The sequence below is a fragment of the Terriglobales bacterium genome, assembly GCA_035561515.1.
Classification (GTDB): domain Bacteria; phylum Acidobacteriota; class Terriglobia; order Terriglobales; family Acidobacteriaceae; genus DATMXP01.
Map to the genome: position 1 here is coordinate 92,923 of DATMXP010000022.1, position 19,322 is coordinate 112,244.

A 19,322-nucleotide genomic window follows, 5' to 3' on the forward strand; every position below is an offset into this window, starting at 1 on the left:
CCTTACGCAGAGTTCATCCGCAACGAAGAACAAGGACATGTACGCGCGATAGTCCATGAACCTTGGCGAGTACTAGCGGGTGGGAGCGAGATGCTGGCCGAGACGGACGGGCGCGATATCGATCCAGTGGTCGCAATCTTCGCCCTGTCGGACGAAAGTCAGCTCCTGGATTTTCACTTTGCGCGGATCGTGGAAGTTCGCCCAGCGCTCGCGGGCAATACGGAGCGCGCTTGCTGCGGATTCCATGGTGTCGAGCTTCACGATGGTGAGGTGCGGCATGTAGGGCCACTGCTCGTTGTAACGTAGTGCGCCGGTGTTGAGGGCGTCGTGGAGTTCGCGAAGACGGTACGCCGCAAATGCTACGCGGATGAATACCGTGGGTGTGATCGGCATGAAGTTTTCGACGTCGCCGAGGGAAACATCGAAAGCCGAAACGGTAGGGCAGAGGCGTTCAAGGACGGAAATGGCTTCGCTTTCAGTGCCGGCTAGACGGCGGGGCGGAAGGATGGTGATATGCGCCGGGAGATGGGCGTGCGGCGGATGAAGCTCGGCCCGGAGATTCTCGACAAACTGTCCGACGGTGTTGCGGATGTAAGCGACGAGGGCGTATTGGGGCGAATCTTGCAAGGAAAGGGCAATTATACGGCGCAGGTTCGATATAATCGAGCAGTCGGGGCGTAGCGCAGCCTGGTAGCGCACCTGCCTTGGGCGCAGGGGGTCGTAGGTTCAAATCCTATCGCCCCGACCATTCAACAACTTAGCGAATTCTGGTTCCTCAAATGCACCCCTGCTTAGGAGGAATGAATGGACGCTAAGTTCGAGCAGTTTTGCAAAGAACGTCAGTACCTCGCCAACGTCAGTCCGCGCACAATCGAATGGTACAAAGAGTCATTGAAATGGCTCGGCACCCCTGATCCCACTGAAGACGATCTGAAGGCGTTCGTCATGCGCATGCGCCAGAAGGGATTGAAGGCAACCTCATGCAACAACCGCATCCGTGCGATCAATGCGTATCTGCATTGGGCCTCCGGGAACTCGAATATCAAATGCAGTCCGATGTGCAAACACCATCGAGTATCCAAATTGAAAGAGCCGCAATGCGTGTTGCCGACGTTCTCGCAGGACGACATCAAGAAGTTCATGAACTGGAAGCCGAAGACCAAGTCCCGGCAGCGCCTCCAGACGCTCGTGCTCTTGCTTGCCGATACCGGAGTCCGTCTGAACGAGGCGCTTGATCTGAAATGGGACAACGTGGACTTGGACAACCTGCTGATCACCGTCCGGGGCAAGGGCGACAAAGAGCGCAAGGTGCCGTTCTCGTTCGAGCTTCGAAGATTCCTGTTCAAGTGGAAGCAGAAGTCGGAAGGGTCGTTCCTCGCCTTCCAGACCCGCACCGGGAACAAACTCGGTAAGCGGGTGGTCTTGCGTGACGTTAAGAACCTCTGCACGAATTTGAAGATCAAGATTCCGGCGAGGACGATCCACGCATTCCGCCACTCGTTCGCTCTGAACTACCTACGGTCGGGCGGATCGGTCTTTCACCTTCAACGTGCGCTCGGTCACTCCAGCCTTGAGATGACCCGCCGCTATTCCAACCTCCAAACGTCCGACCTGCAAGCCGTCCACCAGCGAGTCTCCATGCTGGCTGCCGCGCACTAAAAGAAAAGAGGCCCGGAACCCGATCCGGGCCTCTTTCTATCTAATTCGTCGGAAATTTTGGATCAATTATTTCCCGCTACCGACAACCGCTGTGAAAACGGCTTAGATGCAGCAGACCCTCGTTTTGACCTTTATTTCCCGGCCTCTAACTTTTCCCCCTTGACCTTCATCAATCCAAGTAGCTGACCAGCAAATCACATGTTTGCGAAATTTCGTCGCTACAGGAGTCCATCAGTAGAAGCACAAAACTTGGTCTCACCCAATTTTGAGTATTACCGGGTAAGGCCAGTCCGAAGGGCGCTCTTGCCAAAGAAGCTCCAAGGACACCGGGGCGGGTTTTCGTCACTGTTTCCCGCCCCGGCTAAATCTCAAACGGTGACGAAAACAGTGATCATGGCACAAGACATTAACCTCAACGGTTGGGTAAAAGTCCGGCGCGGACTGCTCACCCACTATCAGACCGGACTCATGACGACCACTGAGTTTGTGGTCTTCCATATTCTTCTCGCCCTCGCCGACAAAGCTACCGGATCGGGCAAGATCAACGCCAGAGCCATTTGCTTCTGGTCAGACAGTCAAATCAGCGAGGATATGGCCGGGCGTGCCCTTCGCGGACTCGAAGAGAAAAACTACATCGTGCGGGAAATTGTCCCCGGCAGACGCAGTCTTTACATTTTTCACGTCCAAAAATACCTCGCAACTGCTGGTGCAGATGATGGCAAGGTGCTGACCTTCACGAAAAACGCCAAGATTGTTGAGAAATTCGCAGACATCTGCGAAGGCTTTGACGTTGAGCCTGCGGATGAGGAGTCAGCGGTGGGGTCACCTGAGGAGTCACCTGAGGAGTCAGCGGTGGGGTCAGACTATACAAGAAGGGAGAAGAGAGACGGGAAACGGAAGACCGGAGAAACCAAAAACCAAAAGGAAGGAAAGAAGGAAGGAAGGAAGGAAGACGCTCAGGCTTCGCCTTCGCTGATGTCCTCAATCAACCCCGCGATGACTCTTGAGCAAAGCTATGAGGCATTCAAGCATGAGCGTAGGGATGATCCTCTTGGCTACCGGGCATGGATCATGTCGCTGCATGACCAATGGAACACTCGCACGGGCCTCAGCTTCGATGACGACATGGACGAGGCACGCGCTGCTGATCTGTTCCTGCACAAAGGGTACGACGTGGTCTACCAAGGAATTGAACTGATCTTCGCTTGCCCGAAGACCGCAGGGGTCGTCTGGAAAGACTTCCGGTACTTCTACGAAAACTTCGACCGCACCCTGCGTAACGCTCAAGCATGGCAACGGAAGGCTCACACTGCCTACCTCACGAAGATGGGGCATGTGCCTGACCCGGTGACTGTGCCGGAACCGGAAATTGCCCCGCCTCACAACGAGATGGCTGATGAATGTCCGGGGTGTCACTACCAGAAGTATGACTGCGAGTGTGGCAATGGCTAAGAAGATCAGTTTGGAAATCATTCGGCAGCGTGGTCACAGCTACGCGCCAAAGGTCGTGGTCAGGAAGGGCAAGCCAGTTTGCTCGGAGTGTGGTGAGCCGCTTCAGCCGTTCGGCTTTGGTGGAGGCAACATGCACTGGACGTGCGGATGTGAATTGGAGGAAGAGAAATGACAGAAGACGAGATGTGGGAAACCGTTGGACATGACGTGGACGAGGTTGACTTCAACACAGAATTCACTCACAGGGAATCGTGCGGCTGCCACTACCGAGAGAAGCGTGCATCGTTGTGCGACTTACACTTCTGGTGCTACGGCGAGGATTTGATGGAACCAGAGGATCGAGCAAGGATGATGGCCCGTCTGGAAGCCGAAGGTTGGACGGAAGCGAAGCTCAATGATTATCAGAAGACATGGGAACCGCCCGATTGGTTGGTCGAATGAGACAGGAATGCTCAACCGTTGGCTGTGAGAAACCCGGCGTGGACTACATCGTTATCCACGGCTATGACCGGAAAGCTGGTGTCGTGCGGGAAATCCGGCTGTGGTGGTGCGCGGACTGCTATGACGCTCTGGAAGAAGCCAAGCGCAAGGATGCAGAGCAATGAAACTGATCCGCACCAAGGACATCGACGACGTGACGCTCGAACTTTGCAAGGCGAAGTACGACCGCAAGGATGGGTCAAAAGAGATGGCCCGTCTTTTGAACAGTATCTTACGCAGAAGGAACAAGAAACATGGCAACCGCAGCAATTAGGCAAAACACATACGAAGAGTTCCTTGCGTTCCACGCAGCGAACCCGGCTGTCTACAACTACGCCGTGAAGCTGTGCCGCGAGGAAGTCGAGAATGGTCGCAAGCATTGGTCACCCACGGCCTGCTTCAGCGTGATCCGCTTCAACCTTGGACGCATCAAGCGTCTCGGCGGCGACTACGACATCAATAACGATTTCATCCCGTACTATTCCCGGCTGATCCAGATGCAAGAGCCCGACCTCGAAGACTTCTTCGAGACGCGCACCAGCGTGGCGGACGCGGACATGGATTTCGCGGCGTGGAAGGCCCGTCGTGAGCGCGAGAAGTTGGACGATCTGAAGGAAGAGTATTTCGCCAAGGAAGCTACGCTCGAAGGTTTCGAGGAATGGGCGAAGAACCGGAACCGGAAGTAGCTACTCCAGCCGCCAATACTTCTCGAATAGTTCCCACGACACGAAGCGAGTAGATCGACCGCGCTCGGCAAAGAAACCCTCATCCTGCACATCAACGCGGATCACCGTCCATCGGCGGTTATGGCTGTCACGCACGTATTGACCTTTGACTGGACGTTGTTTGCAGATGAACTCGACAAGCTGCGCGTTCAAACGCTTCCGCTCTGCGGCAGTCTTGGCGCTCTCGATCTGCTTGCGTATACGGGCGATCTTCTTCTCGATGTTTGCGATCTTATCGTTCATAGCCATGTCGGTTGGTATTCACCATGCTGAACTCTGGAGCAGCCACTATTCCCCCTTCCGGTACTTCTCGGTCGCCTTCATCCATGCCTGTTCCTTCTCGGTGAGCGGAGCGCCTATCTCAAGTTTCTTGGCGAGCATTTCGAGATCGTTGGCGTCCATGCGGTTATCAGGTTTGGTCGATCTCACAGGAGTAGGACGCATGTCTGTGTTCCGCAGGACACGAACAACGGCAAACAGGATCGCCGGGCTAAACAACCCGATCACCAACGCCCACAACGCTGCGAGTCCATGCACGGGAAGCATGAGCGATACCAACACTCCGAGATAACCAACGCCCACGAAGTATGCAGCGAGGCTGGAAGCACGGCTCTTGCCTGCCCGGCTGCCGAGTTCGGGATACTTCTCGTTCTTGCGCTCGACCCAACGCACGACTCCCGCGAACCACACCGCAAAGACGAGAGGCCCAAATACGCCGATTGGAACCATGGCGATGCCAACGCTGGATGGATCAAGGTGGCTGGCGATCAGCAACCAGACCAGCAGCACCGGGGCGAACAGGACGCCGATGGTGACAGCGAAGAGTTGTTGCAAAAGTCGGAAAGGCGATGCGAGAAGATGAACGTCTTTGGCAATCCGCTTTAGGTCGTCAGGCTGGTGTCCGTTCATGCGGGCCAATATACAGCCGCATTTGGGGATTTGATTAGGCAGAGGCTCACTGAGGCTTGAAGCTTATGCCTCGAAAGTAACTACTCGTAACTGTGGCCAAATGGCCACGACTGCCTGAGGCATCAGCTAGAAGGGGCGCTTCTCGACCTAGACGCCATGCCGTCAGACGAAATTTCGTCTGGCTGCCCCTCAGACCGTATGAGTTAGTGCATGGCAGACGCACCACAAGACGACAAGATCGAACTCACAGGCATGGCCCGGCGAATGGCGAACCTCAAGAAGGGGCACCGTTGGCAGGCGGGGCAGTCCGGTAATCCATCCGGGATGCCTAAGGCTGTGGGGCTCATCACCCAAGCCTACAACCGCATCCTCGCCATGGAAGTACCCGACGAAATGTTGATTGATAAGTACGAGGGGCTAAAAGGCAGTGGAATCACGTTTGGTGACCTTCTGGCGCTCAGCACGAGCATGAAGGCTATTTACCTCGAACAGAAGCCAGCAACCTCTCTGGCAGCCGCTAAAGAGATTACAGACCGTACTGAGGGCAAGGTTCCAATGCGCATCGCTGGTGCGGACGGTGGGGCGTTAGAAGTAATCAATCTGTCAGACGACGAGCGTAGGCAACGATTGCTCAGACTGGCAGAGGTCGAAGTGATCGACGCAGAGTTTGAAGACTTGGCTCCTGCCGAGATGAAGGCATTACCCGAGGGCATGGATGACACTAGCGGAAACGATTGATCAACTACGCTACGAGGTTGCGATGCTGAAGGCCCAAGTCGCGGCTGTGCAGGACATGATCGGCGTGCTGAATACCAAGATCGAGACTGGCAAGGCGAGTGGTTCTCAGCCCATGGCAGGGGATCAAAAGCCTAAGGGTCGCAGGCTAAGTCGTTGATAGTTCGAGGCACGCATGCGAGGCATATGCCTTCCTGCCATAGAGGCAGGGGAGCAAACGCTTAGGCATGGGGCTTGCGAGGCATGGAGGCCGGATCGCCCGTCCTGAGATGTCTTTCGGTACCCTACCCCCGGCTCGAAACAATCGGATGGGGCCGGAGGCTGGCTGGCAGTGTCACCCTAGATAGTTTTGAAAATTTCAGAATTTCTGGCCAATTCAAGATATGGGCTCATGTTTGTCACACCGCAAGGTGCCCGTAAGGGGGCTTGAGCCGATACAGGGCGCGGTTTCTAGGAGATATTCACCGTGCCCAATCAAATCCCGATAACTAAATCTGTTTTTCATCTTCGCTCCCCTTCTGTAGGAGCACCAATATGCACATCACCCCGCAGCAACTTCAACAGATCATTCGTAGCCATAAGCCTGATGACTTCGAAGGCATGGCTCTGGAAATCAACGCTCTGCTCTCTTCCAAAGAGGACGCCGTGCTCAACGCACTCGAACAGTTTTCAGCCACGCTCACCAAGCTTTCGACGGAACTGCTCGGAAAGTAGGTATCAAGTAAATATGGACGTTCCCAACAAATTCTGTCCGACATGCGGCAGCACACTCGCACCGGAGCTTCAGCCTGAAGTCGATGGTGCCATCGATCTGTATCACGCAACGTGCGCCAATTGTCAGACCACAGCGCAATTAGTTTTTCAGAAATTTTCCAAAGTCTGGCAGGTCAAGTCACTCACCCCGGTGCCGCAGACGCATGCGGTCGTGGTGCCCTTCACCAAGTTGTCCCTGCCTGTGGGCCTCGGCATTGTCTCCGCTCGTGCGGAGTCCAGCTACTTCGTGCTCGAAGTCACTGGCGATGTCGCCGAGGACGCAGCCTTCACGCTCACGTTGGTGCCTGAGACCGATCATGCTTAAGCCGCATTCGATCATCGGGCCTGACGGCGCAGCGATCCAAGCTCCCGAGGGCGTTGTTTACGAAGGCTCCCGCTCTGAAGGCTCATTCCTCGTCCTTCGTTTCACCGACAGCCGTGGCTATTACTGCGACCGTTTCTACGACGCCTCTGGCAAAGAAGCGTTCCGGGAGACGGGCGAGATCGTCACGCCGTCATTCTGGAAACGCTTCTGGAGTTAAGCAAATGGACGAACGTTTGACTATTCAGACATGCGGATGCCTCAGGGTTCCGGTTGTGTTCGGCGAATTTCGTTGTCGCCACTGCAAGGTGAAGATTCAACCGGAATCTGTCTCTGACCCCAACAAGCATGCCGTGAACTGCAAGCAGTTTCTACGTCAGAAACAAATCTCGCTGCGTAAGCAGCTATTCAAGGAGTCATATGAAACTCATCATCGTTAACGATGGCGGCGAAGTCGCTGTCATCTCTCCCGAACAACTGCAACTGGTGCAAGTCTCTGATGGCGTGTCCATCGTGGGCATCCCTGCCGAAGAGAAGAAGATTTTCCCATTGGCACAGTTCAATGTGAACCTCACCGTTCCAGCCTCCAAGCCTGAGGCTCAGCCTGTTGCCGAAGCTCCCGTCGCTGAAGAACCCAAAACGTAATGAACACCGCACGTAAAGGTCGGGCTTTCGAGCACGAGATTCGCAAGCTCCTGCGTGCAGCAGGGTTCAGCGTGATCCGTGGCGCAGGCTCGAAGGGTGAATTGCTCGACGAGAAAGTCGATCTCGTTGCTACCAAGCTTACCCGTGACACCGAGTACACAGCATTCCTCACCGTGATCGGCGTGCAGTGCAAGGCAAAGGCCCGGAAATGAAGCACCCACATCCAGACAAGCGTCACGTCATGGTCAGCACCCGGCGCTACTTGCTCGGAGCCAAGAGGCATTGGGGCACGGCCCGGAGCCTCGTGCATTACAAGGCGCTGATCCAGACGTACTTGGAAGCCAAGCGCAGAGTGATTGAAGAGTAATGGAACTGAAGATCAATCCCGACAAACTAGATAAGTTGACGCCCGAGGAAAAGCGGGAAGTCGATCAACTCCTATTTGCGGAAGAGACGCGGCAGATGGAGCTTGATCTCTACAAATTTTTCAAAGTTGCTTGGAAAATTCTGGAGCCCAAGACTGATCTCCAAGATTCGTGGCACTACCGCTACATCTGCGAATGGTTGATGCTGGTGGCGAACGGTCAGTTCAAGGAACGCTACCCCGAAGCTGATGGCCTTATCATCAACGTCCCGCCGCGATCCCTGAAGTCCACCATCATTTCAATCATCTTCCCCGTCTGGTGCTGGATCAACGATCCCTCCAAACGATTCATCGTGGCTTCTTATGCGTTGTCCTTGTCTACGGACTTCAGCGTCAAGCGGCGTGCCCTGATCACGTCCAAATGGTTCCAGCAACGTTGGGGCCGTAAGTTCCAGTTGCGCGAAGACCAGAACGAGAAGGCGAAATTTTTCAACGATGCCACCGGGCAGATGGTGGCGGCTGGTGTTAAAGGCACACTGACGGGCGTCGGCGGCAACATCCTCGTGCTCGACGATCCGCTCAACCCTGAGCAGGCTGCGTCCGATAGCGACCGCGCCACGGCGAATCGCTGGACTGACGACACGTTTCTCACTCGTAAGGATGATCCGTCGAAGGATGTCGCCGTTCTGGTCATGCAGAGATTGCACGAGGATGACGTTACCGGGATGCTTCTCGCCAAAAAGAATAAGTGGGTTCACCTGTGCATCCCGCTCGAAGCTGAACAAGACACCGACATCGTGTTCCCGATCTCGAACAAGGCATTCGTTCGCCCCAAGGGCAACGTCCTGACGCCCAAGCGCAATACTCCCATCGTTGTTGAGGGTTTGAAGCTGTCTCCGCGCAAGTTCGCGGGGCAGTTCCAGCAGCGTCCGGCTCCCAAGGAAGGCAACATCATCAAGCGCAGTTGGATTCGCTATTGGGGTGATCCCAACGACGCCAACTCCCCGTCGCTACCGTCCGATTTCAAGCGGGGCTTGCTTTCATTCGACTGCACCTTCAAAGGTAAAAGCGACAACGACTACGTCTCCGGCTTGGCCGTGGGCGTCCGTGGAGCGGATCGCTTCTTGATCGACCGCACATATCGCCAGATGTCATTCACGCAAACGTTGCAGGCAATCACGGAAATGCGGAAGAAGCACCCATGGTGCAAAGAAATCTTGGTCGAAGACAAAGCAAACGGGCCTGCAATCATCGATACGCTGCGTTCCAAGGTGCCCGGACTCATTGCCGTCAATCCCAAGGGTGACAAGAAGGAACGTCTGGAGATCGCCAGCTACACCGTCGAATCCGGCAACTGGTATTTCCCGCATCCGTCCATCTGCCCATGGGTCGAGGAGTTCATCGAAAACCTCGTTACCTTCCCCAACGCCAAGCATGACGACGACTGCGATGCCTTCTCGCAAGTCGAAATGCGTTTGGGTAAGGGCGGCGGTGGCGCTGCCTTCCTCGCCTACTACGACAAGCTGCTCATGGGTGAACAGCCCGATCCCGATCCCACTGATGACATGCCTCTTGCGATCCCCGAAGGCAAGACCCACTTCACCGTGGAAGAAGCCAAGCGTTATGGCTTGGTGAAGTAACGGCTTAGCCCGGATTTTCCGTATGAGTGACTAGGTACCTAACATGGCATTAAACGGAAAAGATATTGATCCGGGCCTCGTAGCTCGTGTCAGCGGACAAAGCTACGCATCAAGCTCGAATCCCGCAGCGAATTGGTTTGCTCCTCTCCAGCCTCAACAGGTTGTAGCCCCCAAGGGTTCCCCGGCCCGTGCTTTCGACTACCTCACGGGCATAAACCTCGTCATCAATCCTCGTCACGATGAGGTCGTGACCTATGAGCACATGCGCTACGTGGCTGAAAACTGCCCGTTGGTGACGCTGGCAATCGAGACTCGCAAAGACCAGATCACAAAGCAAAAGTGGGACGTTCGTCTCATCAATGATGGCTCGTCCACAGCGGAACAGGTCAAAGCAAAAGCCAAAACCGATCCCCGCATTAAGAACGTTAAGGCTCTACTCAAGAAGCCGGACAAGGAACTTTCATGGGATGGCTGGCTGCACAAGTTGCTCAATGAAGTTTTGGTCACCGACTCTCCTGCGATCCAAATGCGCAAAACACTTGGCGGTGATCCCTATTCGCTGATGATCATGGATGGAACCACGATCACTCGCAAAATCGCTCTGGACGGCACGACCCCGCTCCCGCCCGAGACCGCGTATCAGCAGATCATCAAGGGCGTTCCGTACGCTGACTTCACGACAGACGAACTCGTATTTCGTCCACGCAATCCCCGTGCGCACAAGCTGTACGGATTCAGCCCGGTCGAACAGATCATTTTCATGGCGAACATCATCATGCGCCGTGACCTGATGAAGCTGAACACCTACACGGAAGGCAATCTACCGCCTGCATTGGCATCAGTTGAAGACGATTGGAGCGCCGATCAGATCGAAAATTTCCAGCAGAAGTTTGACGCTATCAACCAAGGTAACTTGGCGGCTACTCGCCGTCTCCAGTTCATTCCGAAAATCAACGCACTGCACATGCTCAAACAAGATGTGCTGAAGGATGATGCCGACGAATGGTTCGCACGCATCGTCATGTTCGCCTTCTCCCTACCTCCAACCGCTCTCACGAAAGTGATGAATCGTGCGTCGGCGGAACAGGCAGCCGAGTCCGCAGAGGATGAGGGTCTGGTTCCTTTGATGAATTGGGTTGGCGACCTCATCAACGAACTGATTCAGAAATTCTTCGGTTTCGATGACATCGAGTTCGTTTGGGTACCTGAGAAGGTTGTCGATCCCAAGGCGCAGTCAGAAATTCACAAGACTTACCTCGACGAAGGCATCCTGACACGCAACCAGATTCTTGCCCAGCTTGGCTACGATCCCATTGGGGACGATGGCGATGTCAGAACCGTAATAACTCCCAACGGCCCAGTTCCGCTGTCCGAAGTTGTGATGAGCATGGAAGACAAGCAGGAAGCCGGGCTCATGCCTACTAAGCCTGTGTCTGCGGTACCGCCTCCGGCTGCCCCGAAGACTGGTGAGCCTGATCCCGAGACCGAGCCCACGCCCAAGGATAAGCAGGACACGAAGAAATTCCGCAACGTCCTCGCCGCTCACTACAACGACATCCTCGAAGACTTGAATCCCGAATTGCGCGATCCGGTGATCGTTTCGAAGCTGCTAGAGATCGAACGCAATGGCTAAGAAGATCACCGTTTCTCCAGCCGCCACCTACCCGAAGAAGCGGAAGGCTGAGCGTGCCATGGCGAGAACGCTGAAGAAGATGTTCAAGGGGACGAAGAAGGACGCGCTCCCCGACATGGTGGAAGCATATCGCCGTGTCATGGAAGAGCATCGTGTCTCGAAAGCCATCGGCGGCGAACGTGACCACATTCTCGATGAGCTTGACCTCGATTCTTGGATCGCCGAGATTGACGCCCTCTCGGGTTCCGTCAGTGACGTTCAGGTTGAAGCTGCGAAGCGTGCGTTAACCGCTCTCAAAGTCAGCGATGACGACGATCTCTTCGACAAGGTCAGTGAGTTAGCGGTACAGGCCGCAAAGGATAGGGCCGCCGAGTTGGTCGGCATGAAATGGGACGGCGACAAGCTGGTTCCCAATCCATCAGCAGAGTGGGCGATCACCGAAGCCACCCGTGAGGGGATCAGGGACATGGTCGAGACTGCTCTCACCGATGGCCTGACTGTGGATGAGTTCGCCAAGAAGCTGATGGATTCGTACATGTTCAGCGACAGCCGGGCAGAAACCATCGCCCGTACCGAGATAGCTCGTGCTCATGTCGATGGCACCATGGAGGCTTGGAAGGCATCGGGGCTGGTGACGGGTAAGCGTTGGCTTACAGGCTCAGAACATGACGATGGTTCTGATTGCGACTGTGCTGATAACGAAGATGACGGCGTAATCGACCTCGATGATGCCTTTAGTTCCGGTGACGATGCCCCGCCTGCGCACCCGAATTGCGTTTGCGTGCTCGTGACATCCCTGTTGGATTCCGCAGAAGAGTAGCTGATCACCGTATGAGGTAGTAGGTACCTCAAATGGTCGAGCAGCTTTTTATTCCTATTCGCAAAGTAGACGCAGAGCAGCGTCTCGTGTACGGCGTTCTCGCCGCCGAAACCCCTGATCTTTCCGGGGAAATCCTCGATTACGAATCTTCCAAGGCGGCTTTTCAGGAGTGGTCGGAAGGCATCTCCAAGGTGACCGATGGCAAGTCGAAGGGCAACCTGCGTGTCATGCACAACCCGAAGGTCGCCGGGAAGTTTACGCAGCTTGAATTTAACGATGACGCCAAGCAGGTCGAAGTTGTTGCCAAGATCGAAGCTGATGACGAATGGAAGCTGGTGGAGACTGGCTGCTATACAGGCTTCTCGATTGGAGCCAAGGCAGCATGGCGAAAGAAAGATGAGGCTAACCCGAAGCTAGTTCGTTATGCAGTAGGCAAGATGATCGAAGGCTCCATCGTCGATCTGCCGTGTATTCCCACAGCCACCTTCGAGTACATCAAGGCTGGCGTCCCTGAAATCCGCAAGTTCACCGCTTCTGAGAATTCCAACTCTTCTGTCAGCAAGCCGTATGAAGTAACTGTAATGCCTGACTTCAAGACACAGTTCAAGTCCGTCCTGCCTCTGCTCGAAAAGATCGGCACGGCAGACCGCATGGTTGGCTTCACACAGAAGACGGCCCAGTCGGCGGGTATCCGCAAATCCCTGTGGGACGTTAGCGATCTCGCTTGTTGCCTGATGACGATCAATTGGATTCGCCAGAACCTCAAGTTCGAAGCGGAGATTGAAGGCGACGGTAGCGCCGTACCCGAACAATTGCGCACTTGGCTGGATGAAGGCTCAGAGATTTTACAAGCTTTGGTCGCGGAAGAGACTGCCGAACTTACGGCTGATGCCCCGAGCCAAGCAGAAGGAATGATGACCATGGCTGCTGAACCTGAAGTAACCAAGACCGACGTAAAGCCTGAAGAGGCGACCAACAAGGCTGCTGAACCTGAAGTTGAAAAGACCGAACAGGTAGAAGCGCCAGCCCAGACCGACGTTGAGAAATCCGTCGAGGCTCTGGTGCAGAAAAAGTTTAACGAAGCTGTGAGTGGGCTGAAGACCGAGATGGATGAGCAGAAGGCCGCTCTTACCTCCCTCGTGGATTCGGTGAAGACCATCGCAGATGCCCTGACTGTGCTCAAGGCGACCCCGGCTCCCGTGAAAGGTGTCATCACCGTCACCAAGGCTGAGGACAACGGAGCACCAAAGGCAGAAGCACCGAAGGACGCCGCAAGCGCCTTCAAGATGGCCCTCGCTCCCGAGAAGGCAATGCCAGTCATTGGCTAGTGCCTCCCCGGACAGTGGGTAAACAAAGCGGCTCGTAGCAGTACAAACCAAAACTCACAGCGCACTCAGTCGCTACACAACTGAGTTTTTAGGGATTCATATATGTCCAATCTTACTGAACAGACTGCCGAAATTAAGAAGGCACTCGATGTACAGAAGGCGTCGTGGTCTCAGTCCACGGGCCTCGTCCAGTACAACCTCGAAGCCCCGGCAAAGTTTCTCGTTCCCGTACTGACCCCGCTCCGTAACATCACGCCTCGCGTGAAGACGCAGGGCGGCACTCAGGCGAACTGGAAAGCCATCACCGCAATCAACCTCAACAACGTAGCCGCTGGTATCTCGGAAGGCAGCCGTAACGCTGAAATCGTTCCGCAGGTCGCCAACTACTCCGCAGCCTTCGTTGGCTTCGGTCAGGACAACAGCTTCACGTTTGAAGCTGAGTTCGCAGCGGAAGGCTTCGATGATGTGCGTGCTCGTAGCAGCGAAAACCTGCTTAAGAGCGTCATGATCGAAGAAGAGAAGCTGATGATCTCCGGTCACGGCACCTTTGGTCTCGGCGTCACGCCGCAACCGACACTCACTCTGGCTACTGGTGGCACGCTGGCGCTTAGCTCGACCAACGTCTACTGCGTGGCGCTGACCGCTGACGGTCTCGCTCGTACGACCATCGCGGCTGGATGCCCCGGCCAGATTTCGCGCACCAACGCTGACGGTTCTGTTGACCTGTTCGGCGGCGGCAATGCTCAGGTATCGGCTGCTGGCACGATCACCCCGACTTCCGGCAACCAGAAGATCGTTGCCAAGGTCGCTGCGGTTCCGGGCGCTGCTGCATATGTGTGGTACCTCGGTGGTTCCGCTTCGACGGCTGCTATCACCAAGATCACCACGGTCAACACCTACACCTTCGACGGCAGCGAGTCTGCTGGATCGCAGAAGGCAAACGACGCCAAGGTTGCGGCTGACTACTCGGCCAACTCTTTGGTGTTCGACGGTCTGATCGCTCAAGCTGCGAAGTCTGGCAGCAACGCCTACGTCAAGTCGCTCGACGGCGCATCTCTCACCAGTGATGGTGCGGGTGGCATCGTTGAGTTCGATGCGGCTCTTCAGGATCGTTGGGACAACTACCGTTTGACTCCGGACACCATTTGGGTGAACTCGGCTCAGGCGAAGGCGATCAAGAAGCTCGTGGTTGGCAACGGCGGTGCTCCGCTCGTTCGTCTGAACATGGACGCTAACGGTGGAGTTAACGGCCTGACGGCTGGTGCGGTTGTCGCATCCTACCTCAACCCGTTTGGTCTCGGCTCGGGCGAAGAGATTCCGATCAAGATTCACCCGTATCTGCCTGCTGGCACGATTCTGATGACCTCGAAGAGCATTCCGTATCCGCTCTCGAACGTCGCCGACGTGTTCCGTATGTTGCTGCGTCGTGACTACTACTTCATCCAGTACCCGCTGCGTACTCGCAAGTACGAGTTCGGTATCTACGCTGACGGCGTGTTGCAGCATTACTTCCCACCGTCGATGGTGCTGATCCAGAACGTGGCTTAATAACCCCTGATACACAGGGCATCACGACCCGGTGATGGTGGTGGCAAACCTGCCATCCCGTCACCGGGTTTTTACTTTTGCGGCAAGGACACGCATGCCTACCAACACCCCTTACCTTAATTTGACGAAGCCTGACAGAGGAGCGACCAATTGGGATGCTCAGATCAACGGCGACCTCGATACGCTGGATAGCAAAGCGCAGGCCGTAGATACCGCTCTCGCAGCAAAAGAGGACAAGTCGAGCAAGGGTGTTGCGAACGGCTATGCCCCGCTTGGCCCTGATGGAAAGGTGCCGAGTGTAAACCTCCCGGTAATTTCTTCGCCCGTCACATCAGTCGCCGGAAAGACGGGGGCGGTCACGCTCGTTGAGGCGGACATCGCCAATCTTCCGGCCGATCTTGCATCCAAGGCGGATGCCTCCAGTCTCGCAACGGTAGCGACCAGTGGTTCGTATCTCGATCTCACTAACAAACCTACGATTCCGGCTGCACAGGTGAATTCCGATTGGAATGCCAGCAGTGGTGTTACACAAATCCTGAACAAGCCCGTGTTGGCAACTGTGGCCACGAGCGGGTCATACACCGACCTCAGCAACAAACCCACGATCCCGGATGCGGTTACGTTCAAGACGAACAGCGTCACCAACGGCAGCCAGACCCTTCTGAATCTGAAGGCCGGGGCAAACATCACGCTAGCGGACGATGGCAGTGGTGGGATCACGGTTACTTCGTCGGCGGTCGCTGGCGGTACGACATGGGGATCGATCACAGGCACGCTCAGTGATCAGACCGACTTGCAGACGGCATTGAACGGCAAAGCACCGCTCTACGCCAACCTGACCACAAAGACCACGTCCTACACAACGGCCACAACAGACGGCGTGGTACTGGCGAACTCGGCTTCTGCTCTCACGATTACGCTTCAGGCGACCGGGATCAGCAGCGGCAAGATTTATCGGGTGAAGAACACCAACACCGGAGTCGTGACGGTTGCAACCACCAGCGGAACGATTGATGGTCAGTCCACTATTCAGTTGCCGTTGCAGTACCAGTCTGTCGATCTCGCCTTCGACGGCACAAATTTTTCGATCTTATAAAGAGGTAAGAGATGAGTTTCAACCCGTACAACCAAGGGCAGTACAAAACGACGCCGCCAACACTCACTGACGGTCAGATTAGCCCGGTGATGTTGGACACCAACGGCAATCAGAAGGTCACCATAGTCGGCACTCCGGCTGTCACTGCCACCGTCTCGGGCACAGTATCGATCTCAAATTTCCCCTCGACTCAGGCGGTGACTGGAACCTTCTGGCAGGCTACGCAGCCAGTGTCGAGCACACAACTACCCGCCGCACTCGACGGATCAGGCTTCCTCAAGGTTCACGAACAGGGAACGGCGAACGTCAGTATTCAAAACGCTTCCATCGCTGTCACAGGCACATTCTGGCAAGCGACTCAACCCGTCAGTCTGTCTTCGCTTCCCGCGCTGGTTGCGGGTTCAGCCATCGTTGGCAAGTTCGGCATTGATCAAACGACGCCGGGTACGACCAACAAGGTCAGCATTGGCACCGATGGTCACGTGACCGTCGATAACGCCTCGATTGCTGTAACGGGAACGTTTTGGCAAGCCACGCAGCCAGTCAGCGGCACCGTGTCTCTAAGCGCAGGCACCGCCGTGAAGGTCACGGACGGAACGAACTTCATGCCTACTGGAGACAGTTCAGCGCGTTCGATCCACACGACAGTCGATAACGCTTCCATCGCGGTCACTGGAACTTTCTGGCAAGCAACGCAGCCTGTCAGTTTGGCTTCCTTGCCATCTCTTGCATCCGGCAACAACAACATCGGCGATGTGAACATCGTCCCGGCGACTTCGGGTGGATTCTCGATCTACAGCGGTTCAATTGGTGCAACCAAGACTCAGGTGAAGGCGAGTGCAGGGCAGTTGTTTGGCTGGCACATCTTCAACAGCAACGCAACCACGGTCTACGTGCAAATTTACGACGTAGCAAACGCTTCAATCACCGTGGGCACTACGACGCCAACGATGTCGATTGGTCTTCCGGCTGGTTCAGCCGCGAACGTCATGACGGATACGGGCACTCAGTTCAGCACGGCGATCAACTTCGCATGCACATTAACCCGCACGGGAAGTGGCGCACCAGCCAGCACGGTTGATGTGAACTTCTTCTACGCATAAGGACAGACGATGGCGATTACATTAGTGCAGTGGCGGGATAACGTATCCAGTTCCCCAGCCAGCCTCGCTTACTCAAGCAATAACACGGCTGGAAACATGTTGATCGTGTGGTTGTCCTCCTCGCGTACTGTTAGCGACACAGCCGGAAATACGTGGAGCGGACTTCTCACAGGAGGGGGCGGTAATAATGGCAACTGGTACTGCGCCCCAAACTGTAAGGCTGGCCCAAACACCATCAATTTGAGCGGTGCTGCTAACCTCGCTATTTTTGAATTCACTGAATTGGACTCTTTCGATGTTGGTGGGACTGGATTTTCGACCACTCCACGATCAACTTGGTCTGGCAACTCAATAACAACCACACACGCCACCGAATTGATCATCGGACATTTCATTCAGAATAGCGGTGGTGTAAGCAATCCCGCCATCAATTCCCCATTCACCGGACTGAGCCCAAGCGAGGGAGGAGCCTTCGCGCAAACGTACCTCTGGTACTACGAGACCGTAAGTTCCATACAGACCGGATTGCAGGCTTCCGGAACTAGCTTTTCAACGCCGGGTGCCACGTACACATGGTCTCTTTTCAGTTTCTACAAAGGTGCCTCTGCTCCGACTCTGCGTCTCCTCGGCGCGACGGGGTGCGGCACATAAAGACGATCCGTCTAAGTCATTGAAATCAACAGGAATTCCACTGGCCAACGGAGGCCGTTGCAAGGTACGCTTGCAATTGGAGCGATGCCAAAAAGCGATTTGCCGTTCGGGAGCGAATTCTCTCCCTCGAATATCGACCTGAAGACCGTGCTGGAGTTCGCGGCCAAACACGGCGGCGACAACAAGGCGTTCGAAAACGCCGTCCATGACGCATTTTTCAGCGAAAAGAAGTTTCCCAATACAAGCGAATACAACCGTCGCAAACGGGCGAACAATACCAATCTCGGGCTGCGTGCATATCGCATCGTCGATGACAACGCCACCCTGACCGAGTTTGGCAAGACGCTCCATGAACTGCGCGACAAGCCGAAGGAACTCCACGACGCTCTTGCAAAGCACATCCTCTTGAACCTCCACGGCACTACCCTCGTCCAAACGATTCAGGATATGCAAGCGTCCGGCGAGGACGTGAACCTTAACAGCTTGCGTGAATGGCTGGATGAACGCGGAGTTCATTTCCCTCGTGGCGGCAAGCACGCAAGCATGATGAAGCTGTGGCTGGAGAGAGCAGGTATCTTCTCTCACTCCGGATGGCGGATCAACGAAGCGCGGCTGCAAGAAGTTCGTGGCATCGGCACACTGGAACTTGAGGCACTTGCCAAGCTCAATCCCGGTCAGCGGTTCTTTCTCCGCACGATGCTCAATCTCGGTACGACTGGAAAGACATCTGCCAGCGAAGTCGAGAAACTCGCAACGGCGACCTACGGCTTCAAATACAACGAAAAGGGTTTGGCGAAGGACATCCTGTATCCGCTCGAAAAAGCCGGATACATCACGGTCGAGAAGACCAGTCGAGCGAAGTCTCCGATTGTGCAGCCGACCGAGAAGCTGCTCAAAGAGATTTTCGAACCGCTACTTCAGCAACTCGAAAAGCAGACGACCGAAGACTTGCGTCCGCTGCTGCGAAAGCCACTCGCAGAAATCGTCAAGGAACTGTCGTCCGAAGACAAACACATCAAGGGACTGGCGCTTGAGACGCTTGCGTTCAAGCTGATGCGGTTCATCGATCTGGATTATGTGATGACTCGCCTGCGTGGGGCAGCGACGGGCGGGGCGGAAGTGGATGTGATATTCGAGTCGGGTCGATTGGTGTTTTCTCGCTGGCAGGTTCAGTGCAAAAACACCGGAACGGTCTCGCTCGACGATGTTGCCAAAGAGGTTGGGCTCACGCATTTCTTGAAGAGCAACGTGATTGTGATTGTGAGCACGGGAGATATTGGTAGCGAGGCACGACGCTACGCGAACAAGATCATGCGCGACTCAAACCTCGCAATAGTAATGATTGACCGAGGCGATATTGAGGGTATTATTGGGTCACCAGTTCACATTCTCGATGTGCTGAACCGTGAGGCCAAGCACGCCATGAAACTCAAGGTGTTGGAACTGTAGTAAAGCTGCC

The 19,322-nt window shown here is 55.2% G+C and carries 26 protein-coding genes and 1 tRNA gene; 24 read left to right on the top strand and 3 right to left on the bottom strand.

The window, feature by feature from the left end; genetic code table 11:
- Positions 1-72: 72 nt before the first annotated feature.
- A complete protein-coding gene (locus VN577_09920) occupies positions 73-627 on the bottom strand; it encodes a 2'-5' RNA ligase family protein (GenBank protein HWR15136.1) in 555 nt (184 codons plus the stop codon).
- 44 nt (positions 628-671) lie between these two features.
- On the opposite strand from VN577_09920, the gene VN577_09925 reads away from it, so the two are divergent.
- The 8 genes from VN577_09925 to VN577_09960 all read left to right on the top strand — a co-directional run bounded on the left by VN577_09925 (position 672) and on the right by VN577_09960 (position 4,277).
- A tRNA-Pro gene (locus VN577_09925) sits at positions 672-748 on the top strand.
- 56 nt (positions 749-804) lie between these two features.
- On the top strand, positions 805-1,659 hold the full coding sequence (locus VN577_09930) for a tyrosine-type recombinase/integrase (protein ID HWR15137.1): 855 nt from the start codon (positions 805-807) through the stop codon (positions 1,657-1,659).
- A gap of 393 nt (positions 1,660-2,052) precedes the next feature.
- The gene (locus VN577_09935) at positions 2,053-3,111 is read left to right on the top strand and encodes a hypothetical protein (protein ID HWR15138.1); all 1,059 of its coding nucleotides are present in this window, start codon (positions 2,053-2,055) and stop codon (positions 3,109-3,111) included.
- Positions 3,104-3,283 carry a hypothetical protein gene (locus tag VN577_09940; protein HWR15139.1) on the top strand — a complete coding sequence of 60 codons (180 nt, stop codon included), beginning with the start codon at positions 3,104-3,106 and terminating at the stop codon, positions 3,281-3,283. The genes VN577_09935 and VN577_09940 overlap by 8 nt, the downstream gene beginning before the upstream one ends.
- Positions 3,280-3,552, top strand: coding sequence for a hypothetical protein (locus VN577_09945; protein ID HWR15140.1), 273 nt, complete (start codon positions 3,280-3,282; stop codon positions 3,550-3,552). The genes VN577_09940 and VN577_09945 overlap by 4 nt, the downstream gene beginning before the upstream one ends.
- Before the next feature lie 38 nt (positions 3,553-3,590).
- Positions 3,591-3,716: a hypothetical protein gene (locus tag VN577_09950; GenBank protein ID HWR15141.1), complete on the top strand. Its 126-nt coding sequence runs from the start codon at positions 3,591-3,593 to the stop codon at positions 3,714-3,716.
- A complete protein-coding gene (locus VN577_09955) occupies positions 3,713-3,865 on the top strand; it encodes a hypothetical protein (GenBank protein ID HWR15142.1) in 153 nt (50 codons plus the stop codon). The genes VN577_09950 and VN577_09955 overlap by 4 nt, the downstream gene beginning before the upstream one ends.
- Entirely contained in the window at positions 3,846-4,277 is a 432-nt protein-coding gene (locus tag VN577_09960) for a hypothetical protein (GenBank protein HWR15143.1), read from the top strand. The genes VN577_09955 and VN577_09960 overlap by 20 nt, the downstream gene beginning before the upstream one ends.
- Here VN577_09960 and VN577_09965 read toward each other — a convergent pair whose 3' ends face one another.
- Together VN577_09965 and VN577_09970 are read right to left on the bottom strand one after the other, a co-directional pair.
- Positions 4,278-4,565 (bottom strand): hypothetical protein, encoded by a 288-nt coding sequence (locus VN577_09965; protein ID HWR15144.1) that lies wholly within the window; start codon positions 4,563-4,565, stop codon positions 4,278-4,280.
- Positions 4,566-4,604: 39 nt separating this feature from the next.
- Positions 4,605-5,234 (bottom strand): hypothetical protein, encoded by a 630-nt coding sequence (locus VN577_09970; GenBank protein HWR15145.1) that lies wholly within the window; start codon positions 5,232-5,234, stop codon positions 4,605-4,607.
- A 201-nt stretch (positions 5,235-5,435) separates the two neighbouring features.
- Here VN577_09970 and VN577_09975 point away from each other — a divergent pair, with 201 nt between their 5' ends.
- The 16 genes from VN577_09975 (at position 5,436) to VN577_10050 (ending at position 19,312) form a co-directional block, all read left to right on the top strand.
- Positions 5,436-5,963: a hypothetical protein gene (locus VN577_09975; protein ID HWR15146.1), complete on the top strand. Its 528-nt coding sequence runs from the start codon at positions 5,436-5,438 to the stop codon at positions 5,961-5,963.
- Entirely contained in the window at positions 5,941-6,120 is a 180-nt protein-coding gene (locus VN577_09980) for a hypothetical protein (protein ID HWR15147.1), read from the top strand. Before VN577_09975 ends, VN577_09980 begins: the two co-directional genes overlap by 23 nt.
- Positions 6,121-6,494: 374 nt before the next feature.
- The gene (locus tag VN577_09985) at positions 6,495-6,674 is read left to right on the top strand and encodes a hypothetical protein (GenBank protein ID HWR15148.1); all 180 of its coding nucleotides are present in this window, start codon (positions 6,495-6,497) and stop codon (positions 6,672-6,674) included.
- Positions 6,675-6,687: 13 nt separating this feature from the next.
- Positions 6,688-7,038, top strand: a complete 351-nt coding sequence (locus VN577_09990; GenBank protein HWR15149.1) for a zinc ribbon domain-containing protein — start codon at positions 6,688-6,690, stop codon at positions 7,036-7,038.
- Entirely contained in the window at positions 7,031-7,255 is a 225-nt protein-coding gene (locus VN577_09995; protein HWR15150.1) for a hypothetical protein, read from the top strand. The genes VN577_09990 and VN577_09995 overlap by 8 nt, the downstream gene beginning before the upstream one ends.
- A 200-nt stretch (positions 7,256-7,455) precedes the next feature.
- Positions 7,456-7,680: a hypothetical protein gene (locus VN577_10000; GenBank protein HWR15151.1), complete on the top strand. Its 225-nt coding sequence runs from the start codon at positions 7,456-7,458 to the stop codon at positions 7,678-7,680.
- Positions 7,680-7,892 carry a restriction endonuclease gene (locus VN577_10005; protein HWR15152.1) on the top strand — a complete coding sequence of 71 codons (213 nt, stop codon included), beginning with the start codon at positions 7,680-7,682 and terminating at the stop codon, positions 7,890-7,892. The genes VN577_10000 and VN577_10005 overlap by 1 nt, the downstream gene beginning before the upstream one ends.
- A complete protein-coding gene (locus VN577_10010; protein HWR15153.1) occupies positions 7,889-8,047 on the top strand; it encodes a hypothetical protein in 159 nt (52 codons plus the stop codon). Before VN577_10005 ends, VN577_10010 begins: the two co-directional genes overlap by 4 nt.
- Positions 8,047-9,684: a phage terminase large subunit gene (gene terL, locus VN577_10015; GenBank protein ID HWR15154.1), complete on the top strand. Its 1,638-nt coding sequence runs from the start codon at positions 8,047-8,049 to the stop codon at positions 9,682-9,684. The genes VN577_10010 and terL overlap by 1 nt, the downstream gene beginning before the upstream one ends.
- A gap of 43 nt (positions 9,685-9,727) precedes the next feature.
- Positions 9,728-11,317 carry a phage portal protein gene (locus VN577_10020; protein HWR15155.1) on the top strand — a complete coding sequence of 530 codons (1,590 nt, stop codon included), beginning with the start codon at positions 9,728-9,730 and terminating at the stop codon, positions 11,315-11,317.
- Complete coding sequence (locus VN577_10025; GenBank protein ID HWR15156.1) at positions 11,310-12,137, top strand: phage minor head protein; 828 nt, start codon at positions 11,310-11,312, stop codon at positions 12,135-12,137. Before VN577_10020 ends, VN577_10025 begins: the two co-directional genes overlap by 8 nt.
- A gap of 32 nt (positions 12,138-12,169) precedes the next feature.
- Entirely contained in the window at positions 12,170-13,465 is a 1,296-nt protein-coding gene (locus VN577_10030; protein ID HWR15157.1) for an XkdF-like putative serine protease domain-containing protein, read from the top strand.
- A 102-nt stretch (positions 13,466-13,567) separates the two neighbouring features.
- Positions 13,568-15,013 (top strand): hypothetical protein, encoded by a 1,446-nt coding sequence (locus tag VN577_10035; GenBank protein HWR15158.1) that lies wholly within the window; start codon positions 13,568-13,570, stop codon positions 15,011-15,013.
- 94 nt (positions 15,014-15,107) lie between these two features.
- Positions 15,108-16,109, top strand: coding sequence for a hypothetical protein (locus VN577_10040; protein HWR15159.1), 1,002 nt, complete (start codon positions 15,108-15,110; stop codon positions 16,107-16,109).
- A gap of 11 nt (positions 16,110-16,120) precedes the next feature.
- A complete protein-coding gene (locus tag VN577_10045; GenBank protein ID HWR15160.1) occupies positions 16,121-17,212 on the top strand; it encodes a hypothetical protein in 1,092 nt (363 codons plus the stop codon).
- Positions 17,213-17,947: 735 nt separating this feature from the next.
- Positions 17,948-19,312, top strand: coding sequence for a restriction endonuclease (locus VN577_10050; GenBank protein HWR15161.1), 1,365 nt, complete (start codon positions 17,948-17,950; stop codon positions 19,310-19,312).
- The last annotated feature ends 10 nt before the right edge of the window (positions 19,313-19,322 follow it).